General features: G+C 46.2%; 19 protein-coding genes. 1 reads left to right on the plus strand and 18 read right to left on the minus strand.

The window, feature by feature from the left end; genetic code table 11:
- Positions 1 to 12: 12 nt before the first annotated feature.
- From pheS to infC, 7 genes are all read right to left on the minus strand, one after another.
- Positions 13 to 1,035 carry a phenylalanine--tRNA ligase subunit alpha gene (pheS, locus tag AC3IRK_RS11445; RefSeq protein WP_026827762.1) on the minus strand — a complete coding sequence of 341 codons (1,023 nt, stop codon included), beginning with the start codon at positions 1,033 to 1,035 and terminating at the stop codon, positions 13 to 15.
- Between the two features lie 309 nt (positions 1,036 to 1,344).
- A complete protein-coding gene (locus AC3IRK_RS11450) occupies positions 1,345 to 2,100 on the minus strand; it encodes a TrmH family RNA methyltransferase (RefSeq protein WP_026827761.1) in 756 nt (251 codons plus the stop codon).
- A 3-nt stretch (positions 2,101 to 2,103) separates the two neighbouring features.
- Positions 2,104 to 3,186 carry a M42 family metallopeptidase gene (locus tag AC3IRK_RS11455; RefSeq protein ID WP_012371055.1) on the minus strand — a complete coding sequence of 361 codons (1,083 nt, stop codon included), beginning with the start codon at positions 3,184 to 3,186 and terminating at the stop codon, positions 2,104 to 2,106.
- A 12-nt stretch (positions 3,187 to 3,198) separates the two neighbouring features.
- Positions 3,199 to 3,681 carry a dUTP diphosphatase gene (locus AC3IRK_RS11460; RefSeq protein WP_071500229.1) on the minus strand — a complete coding sequence of 161 codons (483 nt, stop codon included), beginning with the start codon at positions 3,679 to 3,681 and terminating at the stop codon, positions 3,199 to 3,201.
- Between the two features lie 116 nt (positions 3,682 to 3,797).
- A complete protein-coding gene (rplT, locus tag AC3IRK_RS11465; RefSeq protein ID WP_012371057.1) occupies positions 3,798 to 4,157 on the minus strand; it encodes a 50S ribosomal protein L20 in 360 nt (119 codons plus the stop codon).
- Between the two features lie 37 nt (positions 4,158 to 4,194).
- A complete protein-coding gene (gene rpmI, locus AC3IRK_RS11470; protein ID WP_012371058.1) occupies positions 4,195 to 4,389 on the minus strand; it encodes a 50S ribosomal protein L35 in 195 nt (64 codons plus the stop codon).
- Between the two features lie 27 nt (positions 4,390 to 4,416).
- Positions 4,417 to 4,947, minus strand: a complete 531-nt coding sequence (gene infC, locus AC3IRK_RS11475; protein WP_012371059.1) for a translation initiation factor IF-3 — start codon at positions 4,945 to 4,947, stop codon at positions 4,417 to 4,419.
- 433 nt (positions 4,948 to 5,380) lie between these two features.
- Here infC and AC3IRK_RS11480 point away from each other — a divergent pair, with 433 nt between their 5' ends.
- Positions 5,381 to 6,850, plus strand: a complete 1,470-nt coding sequence (locus AC3IRK_RS11480) for a catalase (RefSeq protein WP_214852891.1) — start codon at positions 5,381 to 5,383, stop codon at positions 6,848 to 6,850.
- A gap of 44 nt (positions 6,851 to 6,894) precedes the next feature.
- Here AC3IRK_RS11480 and AC3IRK_RS11485 read toward each other — a convergent pair whose 3' ends face one another.
- The 11 genes from AC3IRK_RS11485 to polA form a co-directional block, all read right to left on the minus strand.
- Positions 6,895 to 8,091 (minus strand): glycoside hydrolase family protein, encoded by a 1,197-nt coding sequence (locus tag AC3IRK_RS11485; RefSeq protein ID WP_489169985.1) that lies wholly within the window; start codon positions 8,089 to 8,091, stop codon positions 6,895 to 6,897.
- Between the two features lie 108 nt (positions 8,092 to 8,199).
- Complete coding sequence (gene thrS / locus AC3IRK_RS11490) at positions 8,200 to 10,140, minus strand: threonine--tRNA ligase (RefSeq protein WP_131502782.1); 1,941 nt, start codon at positions 10,138 to 10,140, stop codon at positions 8,200 to 8,202.
- A gap of 321 nt (positions 10,141 to 10,461) precedes the next feature.
- Positions 10,462 to 11,379, minus strand: a complete 918-nt coding sequence (dnaI, locus tag AC3IRK_RS11495) for a primosomal protein DnaI (protein WP_131502783.1) — start codon at positions 11,377 to 11,379, stop codon at positions 10,462 to 10,464.
- Positions 11,380 to 11,391: 12 nt separating this feature from the next.
- Positions 11,392 to 12,747 carry a replication initiation and membrane attachment family protein gene (locus tag AC3IRK_RS11500; protein ID WP_026827756.1) on the minus strand — a complete coding sequence of 452 codons (1,356 nt, stop codon included), beginning with the start codon at positions 12,745 to 12,747 and terminating at the stop codon, positions 11,392 to 11,394.
- A 67-nt stretch (positions 12,748 to 12,814) separates the two neighbouring features.
- Positions 12,815 to 13,297, minus strand: a complete 483-nt coding sequence (nrdR, locus tag AC3IRK_RS11505; protein WP_114595266.1) for a transcriptional regulator NrdR — start codon at positions 13,295 to 13,297, stop codon at positions 12,815 to 12,817.
- A 13-nt stretch (positions 13,298 to 13,310) separates the two neighbouring features.
- Positions 13,311 to 13,679, minus strand: coding sequence for a hypothetical protein (locus tag AC3IRK_RS11510; RefSeq protein WP_426353896.1), 369 nt, complete (start codon positions 13,677 to 13,679; stop codon positions 13,311 to 13,313).
- A 107-nt stretch (positions 13,680 to 13,786) separates the two neighbouring features.
- A complete protein-coding gene (speD, locus tag AC3IRK_RS11515; protein ID WP_114595264.1) occupies positions 13,787 to 14,173 on the minus strand; it encodes an adenosylmethionine decarboxylase in 387 nt (128 codons plus the stop codon).
- Positions 14,174 to 14,431: 258 nt separating this feature from the next.
- Positions 14,432 to 15,475 (minus strand): glyceraldehyde-3-phosphate dehydrogenase, encoded by a 1,044-nt coding sequence (locus AC3IRK_RS11520; protein ID WP_114595263.1) that lies wholly within the window; start codon positions 15,473 to 15,475, stop codon positions 14,432 to 14,434.
- Positions 15,476 to 15,651: 176 nt separating this feature from the next.
- Complete coding sequence (coaE, locus tag AC3IRK_RS11525; RefSeq protein WP_489169986.1) at positions 15,652 to 16,239, minus strand: dephospho-CoA kinase; 588 nt, start codon at positions 16,237 to 16,239, stop codon at positions 15,652 to 15,654.
- On the minus strand, positions 16,236 to 17,066 hold the full coding sequence (mutM, locus tag AC3IRK_RS11530; RefSeq protein ID WP_131502786.1) for a DNA-formamidopyrimidine glycosylase: 831 nt from the start codon (positions 17,064 to 17,066) through the stop codon (positions 16,236 to 16,238). The genes coaE and mutM overlap by 4 nt, the downstream gene beginning before the upstream one ends.
- A 24-nt stretch (positions 17,067 to 17,090) precedes the next feature.
- The gene (gene polA / locus AC3IRK_RS11535; protein WP_426353901.1) at positions 17,091 to 19,688 is read right to left on the minus strand and encodes a DNA polymerase I; all 2,598 of its coding nucleotides are present in this window, start codon (positions 19,686 to 19,688) and stop codon (positions 17,091 to 17,093) included.
- Between the last annotated feature and the right edge of the window lie 59 nt (positions 19,689 to 19,747).

The following is a 19,747-nucleotide window of genomic DNA, read 5'->3' on the forward strand; positions in this document are numbered from 1 at the left end:
CTGTTTTCCCCCTTAAAACTGTTCGCTGAAGCGAACGTCATTCGTATAGAAGTGGCGAATATCATCAACACCATATTTCAACATGGCGATTCGTTCAATCCCCATTCCGAAGGCGAAGCCAGACATTTTCGTACTGTCATATTCCGCCATTTCAAGCACGTGCGGATGAACCATACCTGCTCCTAAAATTTCAATCCAGCCTGTCTGCTTACAGATGTTGCAGCCTTTACCGCCACATTTAAAACAGGACACATCGACTTCGACCGATGGTTCAGTGAACGGGAAGAAGCTTGGACGTAAACGAATTTCACGTGCTTCACCGAACATTTGTTTAACGAATGCTTCAAGTGTTCCTTTTAAGTCTGCCATTGAAATCTCTTCGCCGACGACCAGACCTTCGACTTGCATGAATTGGTGCGAGTGCGTCGCATCATCTTCATCCCGGCGATAGACTTTTCCGGGACAAAGAATCCGGATGGGTTCACCTTTTGAAGCGAGCATCGTCCGCGCTTGTACCGGTGATGTATGGGTACGCATTAAAATCTCATCCGTGATGTAAAACGAATCCTGCATATCACGGGCCGGATGATCTTTCGGCAAATTCAACATTTCGAAGTTGAACAAGTCCTGTTCGACTTCCGGACCTTCAGCAATCGTATAGCCAAGTCCGACAAAGATATCTTCGATTTCATCCGTTACTTGTTGTAGTAAATGCGCTTGTCCGACCTGTTTCGGACGACCCGGAAGTGTTACATCAATCGCTTCGAGCGCTAATTTCGCATCCATTTCCTGTTGTTTTACATCGACAAGGCGTTGTTCGAGTTCTGTTTGAATCACACCGCGGACGGCATTCGCGATTTCTCCAACGACCGGTCGTTCTTCTGCTGAAAGTTTTCCCATTCCCCGGAGAACTTCTGTAATTGGTCCCTTTTTACCAAGATATTTCACCCGGACGTCGTTTAATTCTTTTTGTGTACTTGCCTGCTTGACCAGTTGTAGCGCTTCATCACGCAATGCTTCTAATTGTTCACGCATATTCCTCACTCCTTTTCCAAATAAAAAAATCGTCCCTCCGGCAAAATGCCGAAGGGACGATTCAATTTAATCGTGGTACCACCCTTGTTCGACCTGAATTCCTCAAGTCCTCAAGTGGCGCGGTAACGGGCGCCTCCCGTCACGATCTCTCGTGCGACTCCGGAGTGAATTCAGCTAGCAGACTCGTAAAGAAGCTCCCAGTCTAAGGCTTCCTCTCCCTGATCGAATCGTTTTCTAACCTACTCTGTTCCATCGTTGTCTAGGTAAATATGATGCTGTAATTCACTTTAGCATGAACGTTCCTTGGATTCAATCAGCCGGAGCAAAATGATACAGTAAAATACCAGCGGCAACTGCCGCATTTAAGGACTCTGCTTTTCCGCGAATCGGGATGTATGCCCGACCATCACACTGATCAAGCAACTCGGGAGCAACACCTTGCGCTTCGTTTCCGATAATCAATCCGATGGCACCCAGGTTCTCAACATCTGTGTACGGTTGAGCTCCACGTAAGTCAGTCCCTAAAATGAAGACACCCAGTTCATGTAAGTCTTGAACGGCTTCTTCAAGTGACATCATGATGACCGGTAAATGGAAGATGGATCCTTGTGTCGCCCGGAGGACTTTACTGTTGTAGACATCAACCGTTCCATGTCCGATGATCACTCCGTCGAATCCGGCAGCATCTGCCGTCCGAATCATTGTACCGACATTACCTGGATCCTGAAGACGGTCGAGTAAGAGGTAACGTCCGCGTTCCAAGCGTTCAGTTTGCTGTTTCATCTCACAGACAGCAAAAATCCCTTGTGTCGTTTCTGTTTCAGAGAGTACTTTTGCGACTGATTCATCAATCGTGATCAAATCAGCGGCATTCTTTTTCCACGAACCCGGTACTTGAACATCTTCGCGCACGATTAACTCTTTAATGATTCCGGCACGAACGGCTTCTTCGACTAAGTGTTCCCCTTCAATCAGGAAACGTTTTGTTTGCAGACGTCCTTTTTTAGTCAGTAATTTTTTCCATTGTTTAACGATTTCGTTTTTTGCAGATGAAATGTGTTTCATAGTTTACCCCTCGTAAATCGCTTGGACCGTCTCTGCATCTAAACGTTTTGTTACCGCGACGATCAAGTCCACGGCTGCTTCGAAATCTGCTTTATGCATGATTGAAACATTTGTATGCAGGTAGCGAATCGGAACAGTCAGTGCAAGAGAAGGCACACCTGTATGAGACAGATGGAATTTCGCTGCATCTGTTCCACCACCCGGTGTCAGATCCAATTGATATTTAATGTTTTCTTCTTTAGCAACAGTTGTGACAAAATCAATCAATCCACGGTGTGCAATCATTGTGGCATCAAACAGGATGACTTGAACGCCTTCTCCGAGTTTCGACAAAGCTTCACGGTCCGTCATACCTGGTGTGTCTCCTGGAATTCCTGTATCGACTGCAAACGCAATCGTCGGGCGAAGCAGATTTGCAATCGTTTGAGCACCGCGTAAGCCGACTTCTTCCTGCACGGTAGCACCGGCAAAAATCGTATTCGGGTGCCCCTCTTCTTTTAAGCGTTTGATCGCTTCGATTGCAATGGCGCACCCGACACGGTTATCCCACGCTTTTGCCATCAAGAAATTATCATTTTTCATCACAGTAAATTCGCAATGCGGAACAACCGTATCTCCCGGTCGGATCCCCCACCCCTCGACTTCTTCTTTCGAAGTAGCGCCGATATCGATGAACATCTCTTTGATATCGACTGGTTTATTGCGCGCTTCCGGTGGTAAAACATGAGGTGGTTTCGCACCAATCACACCTGGAATGACTTCGCCAGATGACGTGACAATATTCATACGCTGCGCAAGAAGAACCTGCCCCCACCATCCACCGAGTGGTTGGAAGCGAAGGAATCCCTTCTCATCAATCTTCGTGACCATGAATCCGACCTCGTCCATATGCCCGGCAATCAAAATCCGTGGTGCATCTTCTCCCGCCCCTTGACGTTCGGCAAACAAACTGCCTAATCCATCTTGATGGAAGTTTTCTGCATGCGGTTCGAGATATTCGCGCATTAATTGACGTACTTCTTTCTCATTTCCGGGAACACCCGTTGCGTCCGTAAGACGTTTCAGCATATGTAATTGTTCATTCATCTGATTTCCTCCTCAGTAACCGTTGTCTTGGCGAACGTGATTCGCCTCGTTTTTCGCGACATAAGCTTTGAAAATCATTTCTTGTGTAAATCCAAGTGTAGCACCTAATGCGAGATAAGCACCAATCAGAACATCGTAACTTTGTTCTGTCCGCGAAATCGCAAACACGTTTGTCTTATTATAGACATCTAAAAACGCATCTGTCGCCGTCAGGTAGTAATCACCTTCGACAAATTCGTTTTTACGATACTCTAAAGAAAGTCCTAACGAAAGTAGAAAATGGACACCATCCACATACTCTTCGAGAATCGTGACTTGAGCCGATGGTCCTTTTGTCGACCAGAATTTAAAACAACGCGTTTCGTTCGCAAGCTCACCAAGCTCCACTAATAGCGCCAGCAAACGTTCATCAAATTGATTTCCCGTCAAATTATGTTCTGACTGAATCCGTTTATCCAATTGTTCCTGCATTTCAAAAAGTGTCAACCAGTCCATCTTAATTCTCCTTTTAATCTAAAAAAATTGCCTCAGCCCATAAAATGCGCTTTTTTATTTTACCATGAATCCAAAAAAAACGCCGGAGAATTAAATTCCCCGACGAATTGTAGAACTTAAGCGTTCAATTTTGCTTTTGCTGTGTCAGCAAGTGAAGCAAATGCAGTTGCATCTGTAACTGCGAGGTCAGCGAGCATCTTACGGTTAACGTCGATACCTGCTAATTTAAGACCATGCATCATGCGGCTGTAAGAAAGACCGTTGATACGTGCAGCCGCATTGATCCGAGTGATCCAGAGGCGACGGAAGTCACGTTTCTTTTGACGACGGTCACGGTAAGCATACATGAGAGATTTCATGACCTGCTGTTTTGCAACCTTGAAGAGTGTATGTTTCGAGCCGTAATAGCCCTTAGCTAATTTGAGTTGTTTTTTACGACGTTGACGAGTCGTATATCCGCCTTTTACGCGTGGCATATAAATTCCCTCCTAAATCTGTGTACGATTGGGTAAATTACTTAGCGATCATGTGACGGATACGTTTAAAGTCACCCGATGATACCATGCTAGCTTTACGTAATTTACGTTTCGCTTTAGTTGATTTGTTACCGAATAAGTGGCTTGTGTAAGCACGACCACGTTTCAATTTACCAGAAGCAGTACGTTTGAAACGCTTAGAAGCACCGCGGTGCGATTTCATTTTAGGCATGAGAGATTCCCTCCTACTTCGATTCGATTAGTCTTCTTTCTTTGGAGCAAGCACTAGGAACATGCTGCGTCCTTCCATCTTCGGTCTCTGTTCAATGACACCGAACTCGCTTAATTCTGTAGCGAGACGTTCGAGGACACGTCTACCGATTTCTGAGTGAGTGATGGCACGTCCGCGGAAACGAATGCTCGCTTTCACTTTGTTACCATTCTCCAAGAATTTCTTCGCATTACGGAACTTCGTTTGGAAGTCATTCTCCTCGATTGTCGGGCTGAGACGGACTTCTTTCATCTGAATCACTTTCTGATTCTTCCGAGTTTCTTTGTCCTTTTTTTGTAACTCAAAACGGTATTTACCGTAGTCCATGATTTTACATACTGGCGGCGTAGCTTGTGGTGCGACCATGACGAGGTCAAGGTCAGCTTCCTCAGCTAAACGTAACGCTTCTGTACGCGACTGGACTCCAAGTTGAGCACCATCCGCTCCGATAAGACGAACTTCTCGAGCGCGAATGCCTTCATTGATTAACAGATCTTTGCTAATGGTTAGCACCTCCATCGTGCAGAGCACGAAAAATGAATGATATAAAACGCTATAAAAAAAGCGTCGGCAGTTTTTCCCGCCCACACTCATAAAGTATACAATAGTCAGAGAACACTCTACTATCACATATCATCATGATGGACCAGCATAGATTGCTATACGTGGTGAGAAGCGGGATGCTTCTGCTTTGTTGTCATTTCACTTTGCTATCATAGCACTTGTTTTCCCTCGATGTCAAGCCGCTATATCTGTTCGGTTAGAACGTTGCTCAGATACTTGATTATAATAGCAATCCTGTCTCGTTTTAGCAAGAAGTTTCTAAGGTTGTTACCCTGGGTAAATAAAAAAGGGCAGAAAAAGTTTTCAGAATTTGCAGAGCATTATTCTTTATTTAGAATAATTATTGTTTTATAATCAATGTAATCTTTTACATAAGGGGGAGTTATTAATGAATGAAAAACGATTAACCACTAATCAAGGTGTTCCGATTGGCGACAATCAGAATTCGCGCACGGCAGGTCGTAGAGGTCCTACATTACTCGAAGACTATCAATTGATTGAGAAAATGGCCCACTTCGACCGGGAACGTGTTCCGGAACGTGTCGTTCACGCCCGCGGTTTTGGTGCACACGGGGTCTTCACAGTGAAAAACTCGATGAAGAAATATACAAAAGCTGCGTTCCTTCAAAACGAAGGTACAGAGGTTCCTGTATTCGCTCGTTTCTCAACCGTTATTCACGGTACACATTCTCCTGAAACATTACGCGATCCACGCGGCTTCTCGGTTAAGTTCTATACAGAAGAAGGAAACTGGGATTTCGTCGGTAATAACTTACCGGTCTTCTTCATTCGTGATGCGATGAAATTTCCGGATATGGTCCACTCGCTAAAACCGGATCCACGTACGAATATTCAAGATCCGGACCGCTACTGGGACTTCATGACATTGCGTCCGGAATCGACAAACATGTTGATGCACCTGTTTACAGATGAAGGTATTCCGGCAAGCTACCGTAAAATGCGCGGTTCATCCGTCCATGCTTTTAAATGGGTGAATGCACACGGAAATACGGTTTATGTCAAATTGCGTTGGGTGCCGAAAGTCGGTGTCCATAACCTGACAGCGGACGAAGCGACAGAAATTCAAGGAAAAGATTTCAACCATGCTTCAAACGATACGTTCCAAGCAATCGAAGACGGAGACTTCCCGGAGTGGGATCTGTTCGTCCAAGTTCTTGACCCGTCAGATGTCGACAATTTTGACTTTGATCCGCTCGATGCAACAAAAGACTGGTTCGAAGATGTCATCCCGTTCCAACATGTCGGCACAATGGTCTTAAACAAAAACGTCGATAACTACTTTGCTGAAACTGAATCAGTTGGTTTTAACCCGGGTGTCTTAATTCCAGGCATGTTGCCTTCTGAAGATAAGTTGCTTCAAGGACGTCTCTTCTCTTATTCAGATACGCAACGTTACCGGATCGGAACAAACTACCAACAGTTGCCGATCAACTGTCCGTTCGCTCAAGTCAACAACTACCAACGTGATGGTGCAATGCCGGTCGGACAGCAATCAAGCCCGGTCAACTATGAACCGAACCGTTATCAGGATGAGCCGAAACAGACACCGGAATACACGGAAGAAAACCAACCGTTGTATGATGACATCCATGGCCGTCTCGAAATCGAAAAAACTAACAACTTCGGTCAAGCCGGTGAAGTATACCGTCGCATGACAGAAGAAGAACAAATGGCACTCCTGAACAATTTAGTGGATGACTTAAAACAAGTCCGCCATGAGAATACCGTCTTGCTTGCCATCTGTAACTTCTACCGCGCGGATGAGTCGCTTGGTAAAAAATTATCAGAAGCGCTAAAAGTCGATATCCAACCGTTCTTACAACAAATGCAAAAATAATGTTTCCATAAAAAAAGTCTATTCCGTAAAGGAATAGACTTTTTTTATGGAACAAAATTAAAGCGTTCCGATGTTTCCGCCGAAAAAACACCTAACTTGGAAAACAAAACGACTTGATTTACTGTTGCTTGATTTACTTCGTTCTGACGAAAGCTCAGTTTTTCTTTATCCGTAAACCGATTGTACAGCGGCTTGAATCCATAATTGACGTGTGGCTGAAATTGAATGGCCCGGTCGATCTTTTCCAGACGATTCTGTTTGATGCTGCCACCGACTACTCCTCGTCCCAAAATAGCGATGCCTTTCCCATCTGGACGGTGAACGTTTCGAATCGTATTGTATTGAATGACCGGTTGGTTCCAGTTCATCATTGAAATCGCATGATCTTTCGTCCCGTCAATCACGTTATTTAAAATACGGATCGCCGTATGCGGACGATCTTGAGAGTATTGGTGTGTGCCGATTGCGACATTAACATTAGTGAAGCCGTTATTTCGAATCGTGATGTCATGATTCGGTGTCCGGTCTTGCGCCGACCATTTCCATTGAAATCCTTTCGTGACCGGATCCGGCGTATCCAGATTAATGGATTCATTCGGACCTGTCCCGGCAATCATCTTCGCATCGACAAAGTGCATGTTTTCAATGAGTGCCGTTTTTGTCGCATCCAGTTCAATCGCATGCGATCCTTGTTGATGACGGATCGTGATTCCCCCGAGATACAGATTTTCATTATGTGCGATGGCAAAAGCCGAGCCGCGTGGAAAATAATTCAAATCGATTTGAGCACTTCCCCGTCCGATGATTTTGATATTTTTGGATCCACTGTATGTTCTGACCGTTGTATTTAACCGTAAAACAGAGGGCGGTACTAAATCAAAGATACTTGTTGTTGCTTGAAGCTTTGGCGTCCCGGTCTCCTTCGTCTTCTTGATGATGACACCATCCTCTAAAATGATGGTCGTATTGGAAGGAATCCCGACGCGTAACGGGGAAAGATACACGCCTTTTGACAAGACTAACGTCCCTCCGCCTTCTGCCTCGATTTTTTCAAGGTACGACCGGAGAGTATAATGATTTTTGGTTTGGCTATTATATGTCGAATAAGCGCGAAGTGCAGGATCAATTGGCTCTGTCTGTGGCGTAATCCGGTAACTTTTCATACTGATCGCATGTTCTGTATCAGGTAAAAGCAGAAATACCAAGACCAGACATACTCCGAGCATCATTCTTCTTTTCATTTTTTCATCTCCCTTCTCTGTCCCTATTATCGGTATTCAGACATAGAATCTGTAGGACAAAAAAAGAGGGCAGCTGTGAGCCACCCTCTTATTGCTATTACTAAATCCTTATTTTGAACGGTTTGCGATTTCTTGTTCCAAATCACTGACGAACTGTTCCAGTGATGCGTTGCTTGAATCTTTTGAACCGTAACGGCGGATATTGACTTCACGCGCTTCGATTTCTTTATCACCCAAAACGAGCATGACCGGTACTTTGTTGACTTGCGCTTCCCGAATCCGGTAACCGAGTTTTTCATCCCGGAAATCTGTCTCGACACGAATCCCTTTTTTCAAGAGCATCGTTTTGATTTCACGTGCGTAGTCTTCATGTACGCTTGAGACCGGGATCAATTTGACTTGAACGGGTGCGAGCCACGTCGGGAACGCTCCTTTGTACTCTTCAATCAAGTACGCTACGAATCGTTCCATCGTCGAGACAACACCACGGTGTAAGACGACAGGACGATGATCTTGTCCGTCGTTTCCTTTATACGTCAGCTCAAAGCGTTCAGGCAAGAGGAAGTCGAGTTGGACGGTCGACAGCGTTTCATCTTTACCGAGCGCTGTGCGGACCTGCACGTCAAGCTTCGGTCCGTAGAATGCGGCTTCGCCCTCTGCTTCGAAGTACGGCAGTTCGAGCTCATCCATCGTTTCTTTTAACTCACGCTGCGCCATTTCCCAAATCGCATCGTTGTCGAAGTATTTTTCTTTATCGGCCGGATCACGGTACGACAGACGGAACTTGTAGTCTGTGATGCCGAAGTCGGCATATACTTCCTGAATCAAGTGGACGATTGCTTTGAACTCTTCCTTCATTTGGTCCGGACGAACAAACGTATGTCCATCATTGAGAACCATGTAACGGACACGCTGAAGACCTGTTAACGCACCCGACATCTCATACCGGTGCATGCCACCGAGTTCTGCAACGCGGAGCGGTAAGTCACGGTACGACCGCGGTTCATTTTTATAAATCATCATATGGTGCGGACAGTTCATCGGACGGAGAACCAACTCTTCATTGTCCATCTCCATTTTCGGAAACATATCATCTTGATAGTGATCCCAGTGTCCTGATGTTTTGTACAATTCAACCGAACCAAGAACCGGCGTATAGACGTGCTCGTATCCTAGTTCAAGTTCTTTATCGACGATATAACGCTCGACCGTCCGGCGGATGGCCGCCCCTTTTGGTAACCACATCGGTAATCCTTGTCCGACATCTTGAGATGTGAAGAACAAGTCGAGTTCTTTGCCGAGTTTTCGGTGATCGCGTTCTTTCGCTTCCGCCAAGAAATGAAGGTGTTGTTTCAGTTGGTCTTTGTTTGCCCATGCTGTTCCGTAAATCCGTTGCAACATCTTATTTTTCGAATCCCCACGCCAGTAAGCACCGGCGATGCTCATCAATTTGAAGACTTGTAACTTAGCCGTCGCCGGCACATGTGGTCCGCGGCATAAGTCGAAGAACTCGCCTTGACGATAGAACGTTAAATCCTGATCGGCAGGAATCGATTCAATCAATTCGATTTTAAGCGGATCATTTAATTCCTGATAAACAGCTAATGCTTCATCGCGTGAAACGACTTCCCGCTCAATCGGTAAGTTTTCACCGGCAATCTTATTCATCATCTTTTCGATTTCCGGCAGGTCTTCCTCTGTCAGGCGGCGCTCCATATCGATGTCGTAGTAAAACCCGTTTTCGATCGTCGGTCCGATTCCGAGATGGATCGTTTCGTCCGGGTACAGGCGTTTAATTGCTTGTGCCATTAAGTGAGCAGATGAGTGACGGATTAAATCCAGTCCTTCTTCCGAATCCGGCATGACGAGTTCAATCGAACCATCTTGCTCAATCGGACGACGGTAATCGATGACTTGTCCGTTTAATTTTGCGGCAAACGCTTTTTTCCGTAATCCCGGGCTGATTGAAGCGGCGACTTCTTCAGCTGTCGTTCCGGCTGTAAATTCCTTTACTGCACCATCTGGAAATGTAAGAGCAATGTTTGACATGACTGCTTCCCCCTATAAATTAAAATAAAAAAGACCCATCCCTCAAAAAGGGACGAGTCTCAATCTCGTGGTACCACCCTCGTTCCCGAACATGTTTCCATGCACCGGCTCGAACACGCGATAACGGGCGTGACACGCAAGCGGATTAGCCCCGCTTGAGCTATGAGGGAGTAAAGAAATGACGGATTCCATGAGAAGCTTTCACCATCCTTCTCTCGCTTGTTTGGTCCCTGTTCATTTTTCATGTCCTCAATCGTAGCTGACATCTATACAGATCGTGTCCTTAGTATAGCGAAAGTCGAACTTCTTTGACAAGAGAAATTAATAGCGCCGTCGGTTTTCACCTAAAAACTCGACCGGATTCGTCGTCGTCCGGATCCGTTCCATCAGACGCATCGCTTTTAGTTTATCTCCCTGGTCATTCGTAATCCCGAAATGCAACTCCAGTTCGTCATACGACAGGTTGGAACTGAACAGGGTCGGCAGACGGTGCATCATGCGGTATTGCAGGATGATTCCGAATAATTCATCGCGGACCCACGGACTGATTGACTCCGCTCCGATGTCGTCAATCAACAAAACCGGCACAGTCTGAAAACTTTCCAAAAACGTATCGAAACTGTCCGACCGGATCCGCCGCTTCGCTTCCGAGACGAAACCGGGTGCATGAACCAAAATTGTCGCAACCCGTTCCTTTTTTAATGCATTCCCGATTGCAGCAAGCAAATACGTTTTCCCGACACCAAAACTGCCGTGCAGGTACAATCCTTTGACTTGTTGTTTTGAACGGACTGTATTTAAAAACTGTGAAGCTGCACGCAAAGCGAGCTTCCGGTCCGTCGTCGTCAAATCAAAGTCACTGAAGTTCGCATCCCGGACTTCATCCGGTAAGAACAGACTTTTAAATTTCTTTTCGAGAGCCCGCTCGTTTTCACGGTCGCGTAACGCCTGGGTTTTTTCATAAGCAACCATGATCTGACCTTTTTCTAAATGCAGGACAGGTTGATACCCTTCGATGACGGCCTTCTTTTCAATGATTTGATTCCCGTGCATCTGTTCAGCATACTCGTTTAGTTTCAGCATGCCCCGTTCAATCGTCCGTTGATCAATTTCCGGGTGCGTCCGTAAAAACATGATAACTCCCGGATGTGACAAGACACGCTGATGAATGGCTCGAACCGATTCTGCCACGTCCGGCCGGTTTAAAATCTTTTCAATCGATGATTGGATATGTTCCATCTCACTACTCCTTTATTTGCCTTTGAGTTCCCGCAGAATCCGTTCCATTTCTTCATCATCTGGCACCTCAGCTTCAAAACTGGCTTTTTTCGTCGCTTCATATTGCTGTTGTTTTTCTTTTTCTTCCTGCAACCATTTCGGATTCGGCCCGGTCGCATTGGAACGACCTCTTCGTCCACCGACCGTTTGCCGTGAACGCTCTTGTTTCTGATCCTGCTTTTTCGAAATCAATTCGTCCTGTTCTTTCGTTTTCGCCAATGCTTCGGCTGCCGTGACGTATCCTTTTTGTTTCCAGTCATCCACGATCGAGAGAAGGAAGTTCTTACTGAAACGGTTATCCTTTTTAATGACTAACGCATAATAATAGGCTGCGTTGACGATTCCGGACGACATCTCATAGTCGATGATCAATTGCTGAATCAACTCTTCATCACGCTCCGACAGTGCTTTGACTTTTCTTAGTTTCGCAACGTAATGCTTCGGATGCGTTCCTTCCATCGTCTCCGTTTCGCTCAGCTCCCCGACCTCTACTTCTTCGAGAACGGCAACCTTGGCTTTCTTTTCCCGGCTGAGTTTCTGCTTCGCCGACAGCATCATCTGTTTACACCGTTCTTGCTTTTCACTGTCCGTCATCGGCAAGTACGCTTCATGACGGAAACGGGCGTTCAGGAGTTCTGCCATGAGGGCTTCGTTCGATTGTGTGACGTACGCCAGTTTCAACAACAGATGGTCAATCGATTTCGTATAAAAACTGCGTGGCAAGAAGCGATCGGTTTGGCGTTTCATTTCTTCAAGGTCAAACGAATAATCAAATTCGTAAGCTGCCCGTTCCTGTTTCGCATAGGATTTCGGCTGATGCGCAGAGGCGAGTCCTGCCTTGACGTCAAATACTTGATCAAACCGGACAGTCCGGTCGACGACGTTTTTCGGTAGCGGATCAGTCCGGAAACGATTTTGTAAAGCACGGAAACGAATTTCGCCGACGCGGTAGAACAGTAAGCTCGACAGCACCCCATCGTTTAAAAATGTGTTTGGTGCTAACGGGACACGGATTTGATAGACATAACGGTAAGCGGCCTGTTTCGCTTCAAAGGTCCGGATCAAACCAATCCCCTCGAGCTTAAACAGTTCTTCTTTGAATTCATCGACTGAAAATCCGAGCAGCGTGCCGAGTTCTGCATGCGAGATGTATTGCGATTTCGTCTTACCGGGAATCATCTCGCTCCAAAACGTTTGGTACAGACCAAGCGCTTTCACACCGATAATTGGTTGATACAGATAGTAGAGGGACTGATATGCTTCCCGGTCGACGACACCATTACTCATGATCAAGCAGAGATCGGTCCCTGACAATTCACGTTCCATCATTTGCTTCATCCCTTCTTTCGTGAGAAAAAGAGAGGGCGTTCTGAACAGTCAGACGACCTCTCCTTCATTAGGTTTGATTTTCCCGTTCAGTGTCTTGATGACGTTCCATCAATTCGGATAATTCCTGGAAAAAGACATTGATGTCTTTAAATTGCTTATAGACACTGGCAAACCGGACATACGCTACTTCATCGACAGAAGCGAGTTCATTCAGCACGAGTCGTCCGACCTGTTCGCTCGGAATTTCATGTTGTGCCGTTGCTCGTAGTGTTTTTTCAACCCGGCTGACGACTGTTTCCAGTTGTTCAATGGAAATCGGGCGTTTTTCACATGCTCGGACTAATCCACGCAAGATTTTGTCCCGATTGAATTCGTCACGTGTTCCATCTTTTTTGACGATGATGAGAGGCGTTTGTTCTACCATCTCAAATGTCGTAAAGCGATAGCCACATGATTCACATTCCCGCCGTCTGCGAATCGAACCAAAATCTTGCACGGGTCTCGAATCTAATACTTTTGTCCCGTTATAGTTGCAGGCTGGACAACGCATGTCGTACCTCCATTCACGTAATTTCTTTCGTACCGATCATTTTTAAACGATACGTCGAATCAAGCTCCTGATAAATGGATTCAATCCATTTTTCAAGATCGGGACCAAGCAAACCGTCGCGGTGCAAGAACAAATCAACAGCCGTACGGCCGGATCCCACCATGATGACAGTCGCCAGACCATCTAAGCCAGGTGCACTAAACGCAAGTTCTCCGCGCCCTTGATCGATCCGCTTAACTTTTCCCTGTTGTTTTGTTACTGTCGCTTCCAACCCCGTAAATAGCATCTCTACGGTCGCTGCATAGTAATGGGTCCGTAACTTTTCGTTTTTATGTGTATCTGACGTTTCCATTTGTTTTTGTAACCGTTCTTTCAGTCCCATTCCCTCATCACCCTTTTTCTGTTTTCTTCTACTATTAAGAATAACAGACGTCAGACATATTAAAAAGCCCTCGCCATAAGACGAGGGCTTGTTGATTCGTGTTTTTGTCAGTTAACGTGCTGAACCTTAGCAGCCGGAACTTCAACAGGTCCCATACCACGTGGAATTTCGACATTTTCACGGATTTTCGCATCGAGTCCGTCAGCGATATAATGCGCTGCGATGGCCGGATCGATTCGATCGCCACATGTAAATACATCAACAGATGCATAACCATGCTCTGGGAAACTGTGAATCGTTAAATGCGATTCAGAAATAATAACGACGCCGCTGACGCCGTGTGGAGCAAACTTATGGAATGCGACTTCGCGTACTTCCGCACCTGCTTGAAGTGCTGCATCAACAAAAAGTCGTTCTACAAATTCCATGTCGTTCAATTTTTCAGGATTACAATCCCAAAGTTCTGCAATAATGTGTCTTCCCATAGTATCCATTTGTGGATCCCCCCTACATTCAATGGTCTTCAAAGTAGTTGATCACTTACTTTGCGCCTGAGTCGTTCGCACCCACGGGGGAAAGTTAGTCCAGAGAGGTCCTAACCCTTTAAGCTGCGATTGCCAGACCGATTGAAGTTCACGATTTGAATTATAGCGAGTATCAAAAAGATACACAAGGATAAATTTCGAATTTTAATATATTTTCTCGAAGAAAACGCTCTACAGGTTGCTGTAGAGCGATTCTTCATTATTATTTTATTTTAACTCCAGTTGTTTTTGTTCGTTTCCGCTTGCCTCGATATGTGCACCAACCAGATGAACGAGATCGACGACACGACATGAGTATCCCCACTCATTGTCATACCAAGCGAGGACTTTGACCTGTCGTCCCCCCATGACCATCGTCGACAGACCGTCGACGACTGTTGACTTCTCTTCTCCGTTGAAGTCGATCGAAACGAGTGGTTCCATCGTCAGACCGAGTATTCCGTCGAGCGCTCCGTCCGCTGCCTTCACGAATGCCTCATTGACTTCAGCGACTGTCGTATCGCGGCTGACTTCCACAACCAGATCGACCAGTGAGACGTTTGGTGTCGGAACACGGAGTGCCAGTCCGTTGAGTTTTCCTTCGAGGTGCGGTAAAACGAGTGAAATCGCTTTGGCTGCTCCGGTCGAAGTCGGAATGATCGATGATCCGCAAGCCCGTGCCCGTCTTAAATCCTTATGCGGATTATCGATATTATTTTGATCATTCGTAAAGGCATGAATCGTCGTCACAAGACCCGATTCAATCCCGAACGCCCGGTCGATGACTTGAACGACAGGTGCGAGACAGTTCGTCGTGCACGAAGCGTTCGAGACGATCGCATCCGTCTCGTGATCATACATCTCGTCATTGACCCCCATGACGATCGTACGTAAATCCCCTTTGGCTGGCGCCGTGATGACGACTTTTTTAGCTCCGGCCGTCAAATGTTTTTCAGCACCTGTTTTTGAATTAAACTTCCCGGTTGCCTCAACGACGATATCGATGCCCAGTTGCCCCCACGGCAACTGTTCCGGGTCGCGCTCGCTGACGATTTGAATTTGTCGTCCATTCACCATCAATGCCCCATCAATGATGTCGACTGGATAAGCAAATTTCCCGTGAACCGTGTCATATTTGATGAGATGTGCCAATGTTTCCACCGGATAACTTGCATTAATGGCGACAACCTCACTTTTCCCCTCAGCGATTAGACGCCGGAATACCATTCGACCAATTCGACCAAAACCGTTAACTGCCACCTTGACTCCCATTTTCGGATCCCCCTTCAATGTGACGGATGATGCTCCGTTTACAGATAGAACTATATCATGAAATGTAAGCGATTTCATTACGTAATCTAAAAAAAGTGAGAGAAGTTGGTAACTTTCTCCCACTTTGATTACGAAAACACTTTTCCAGGCAGAAAACCGATCTAAACGGTTTTCCTTTATGCGGAACGAATCGTTTTTAGCCAGTCATCGATTTGCCGGTATAATGCTTCTCGTGTACTTTCATTAGTCAGAACGTAGTCTGCCAAACGCTTTTTCTGCTCGATATCGAGTTGCGCATCCATTCTGGCTTGCGCCTCTTCTGCTGTTAGATGATTCCGCTCCATCAAACGTTGCTTTTGTAATTTAGCAGGGCAATAGACCACTACGACTTGATCGACAAGTTGTTTCCAGTCTCCTTCTAGCAGTAATGGAATATCAAAAACGATGATGGATTGTCCGGCCTGTTCGTTTTGAGACGCCATTTCTAACATCTGTTGCCGAATTTTCGGATGCATCAGTTCATTCAGGATGGTCCGCTTTTCATTATCGTGAAAAATGATATCCCCGAGTTTTGAACGAACGAGTTCCCCTTCTGAAAAGGCTGTCGGAAAAGCGGCTTTGACTTCCTCATAAGCCAACCCGCCCGGTTCGATGACTTGACGGGCGACAAGATCCGCATCGATGACGACGACACCCTGTTGTTGTAGATAGGCAGAGACCGTACTTTTTCCGGTTGCAATTCCTCCGGTCAGTCCGATTCTCATAAAGCCACCTGTTGGCATGTCGGACAGAAGTGCGTCCCTCGTCCACCTACTTTGATTTTCTCGATTGCTGTCCCGCACCTCGGACAAGGTGAACCGGTTTGTCCGTACACAGCAAGCTGTAATTGGAATTCACCTTTTCCGGTCGGAGACACATAACTCCGAATCGTGCTCCCGCCGCCTTCAACGGCTTTCCCTAACACATCCACACCGGCAACATGAATCCGTGAGATGTCATCTAACGTCAAAGCCCCTGATTTCGTTAACGGATGGACCCGGGCAGCAAACAACGTCTCATCGACATAAATGTTCCCCAGTCCTAAAAAAATCGATTGATCGAGTAGCGCGGTTTTAATCGGGCTCCGCTTTTTCCGGATCAGGTTTTCAGCCAGGACTTCTGCCGTAAACGTCGGATCAAACGGTTCCCGTTCGAGTTGGGCCAGTGGCGGGACCGACATCGCGGTCTCTTTCTCGCGCAGCTCCATCGTGCCGAATTTCCGGACATCGTTGTAATGCAGTTCCGAACCGTCTGTAAAGCGGAAGATGACATGTGTATGCTTATCCTTCTCAATCGCCTGCGGATAAGGGAAATACTTCCCTTCCATCCGCAAATGACTGACGAGATAAAATCTTTCAAACGTAAACAGTAAAAATTTCCCCCGACGCTCGACCCGTTCGATTCGCTCTTGCTTCAATGCATCAACGAACGGTGCGACTTCCATTCCCCGAATCATCTTCGGATGAAATACTTTGACGGAAGAAATCGTTTTTCCGGAGACCGTCCGTTCCAAGCTTCGTCTGACGGTCTCGACTTCAGGTAATTCAGGCAACTTACTTCCTCCTCTGACCACTTCTTATTTGGTTTCGTACCATGAATGACCGGCATCACCATCAACACGTAATGGTACAGACAAGTGAACCGTCTGTTCCATCGCTTGTTTGACTAGCGTCTTGAGCGCATCCAGCTCTTCATCCGGCGCTTCAAAAATCAATTCATCGTGCACTTGCAGTAACAGACGAGCCTGCAACGGAGATGCTTCCAGGGCGGCATGGACATCGAGCATGGCTTTTTTGATGATATCGGCTGCTGAACCTTGGATCGGCGTGTTAATCGCCGTCCGTTCCGCAAAACCGCGCAAATTAAAGTTTTTCGAATTGATGTCAGGAATATTCCGGCGGCGATTCATCAGCGTTTCGACAAAACCGTTCATCCGTGCTTTCTCAATCGCTGCATCCATGAACAACTTGATTTGCGGGAACAATTCGAAATAACGGTCGATGAAGTCTTGCGCCTCTTTACGTGAAATATTCAAGTTCTGCGACAAACCGTAATCACTGATTCCGTAAATGATTCCAAAGTTGACGGCTTTCGCCTGACGACGCATATTGCCTGTGACGTCATTCGGTGCGACACCAAAGACACTGCTCGCTGTCTGCGTGTGAATATCGGCATCATCCAAGAACGCTTGGACAAGTGTTTTGTCTTCCGACATATGAGCCATGACCCGCAATTCGATTTGGGAATAGTCGGCGGCGTACAAGGACCAGCCTGATTCACTCGGCACAAACGCTTTTCGGATTTTTCGTCCTTCTTCGATCCGGACCGGAATGTTTTGTAAGTTCGGATTAACGGAGCTGAGACGTCCTGTCTGAGCAATCGTTTGAGCAAATCGGGTATGAATTTTTCCGTCTTCCTTGATGACCTTCTGTAAGCCTTCGACATACGTCGATTGCAGTTTTTGCAATTCGCGGTACAACATGATGTGGTCGATGACCGGATGCAGCGGACGAAGTTTTTCTAGTACGTCGGCCGCTGTTGAATAACCGGTCTTCGTTTTCTTGAAGGCAGGTAATTCAAGTTTTTCGAACAGGATGACGCCGAGCTGTTTCGGCGAATTGATATTGAACTCTTCCCCGACTTCCCCGTAAATCAATTGTTCCAAATCGTGTAGACGTCCTCCCAAATCGGTTTGCATCTCCTGAAGTGTTGCCACGTCGACGCGAATTCCGGTCCATTCCATTTCAGCCAATACGCCGGATAATGGACGTTCCAGTGTCTCATATAACTCAAACTGTTGGTTTGCCTTCAGTTCTTCTTTGACTTTCGGGAATAACAGTTCAATCATGCGGGCTTTTTCCGCCAAGTAAGGATGCAACACCTCGTCTGCCGGAGCAAGACGTTTTGCGCCTTTTCCTAAGACAGACTCTTCGTTCGGTGCCATCAGCATATAATGTCCGGCAATCGACGCCAGGGTCGTTCCTCCGCTCAAGTTTAATAAATAACCGGCGAGCAACAAGTCATCGAATGCCGTTAATTTCAGCCCGTGTTTACGTAAAGCGAACGCGACTTGCTTCGCATCGAGGCAAATTTTTTGATGTTCTGATTCAATCCAATTACGGAAGGCCGGATCATGGACAAGTTCCAAGGACGCGACATAAATTTGATTCGGTGTCGCGATACCAAATCCAATGATCTCTTCTTCCATGTAATCTTCACGCAGTTGTTCAACGACCAACACAGCATCTGTAACATCTGTCGGGAAAGAAGTAATCGTTTGGACGTTTAACTGTTCTTTATCCGCTTCTTCAACGACGGGAGCAAACCGGTTCGTTAAGGATTTAAAGCCAAGTGATTGGAACAATGAATACGGTACTTGTGTATCGACGTCACTGATCTGTAAGTCATCGAGTGTGACATCAAGCGGAACGTCCAGCTTGATTGTCGCGAGTTCTTTTGACAACCGTGCCAATTCTTCATTCGCGATGACTTTTTCTTTTTGTTTCCCTTTTAAGTCTTCGACATGTTCGTACAGACCTTCGACTGATCCATAAGCAGAAATCAATTTGACGGCTGTTTTTTCACCGATTCCCGGAACTCCTGGAATATTATCGGATTTATCACCCATCAAACCTTTCAGATCAATCATCTGAATCGGCTTTAATCCGCCGTAAGTTTCAGCAAATAACTCTTCTGTCATACACAGAACGTCTGTGATACCACGCTTCGTAATCAACACTTCGACCTGATCCGTCACGAGTTGAAGTAAATCCTTATCTCCCGTCACGATTCGGATGCGATCAGCCGGCATCGTTTGTGCCAATGTCCCAATCAAGTCATCCGCTTCGTAGCGGTGAAGTTCCATCATTTGAATGCCTAACGCTTCACAGATGTCCCGGACAATCGGAAACTGTTCCCGGAGCTCTGAAGGCGTCTTTTCACGACTGCCTTTATATTCTTGGTACACGTCATGCCGGAACGTTTCGCTTGATGCATCAAATGCGACGAGCATGTGTGTCGGTTGTTCCTCTTCAAGTAATTTCAACAACATCATCGTAAAACCGTAAGCTGCATTCGTATTGCGTCCTTGCGCATCCGTCATCGGTGGTAACGCAAAAAAAGCTCGATACGTCAGTGAATTTCCATCAATCAATAAAAGTTTGTTTTCCATCATCTACGCCCCTTTGGAAGATTTTCTGTTCTTATTGTATCACTCTACACACATTTGTTCGC

The organism is Exiguobacterium sp. GL_137 (assembly GCF_057834585.1).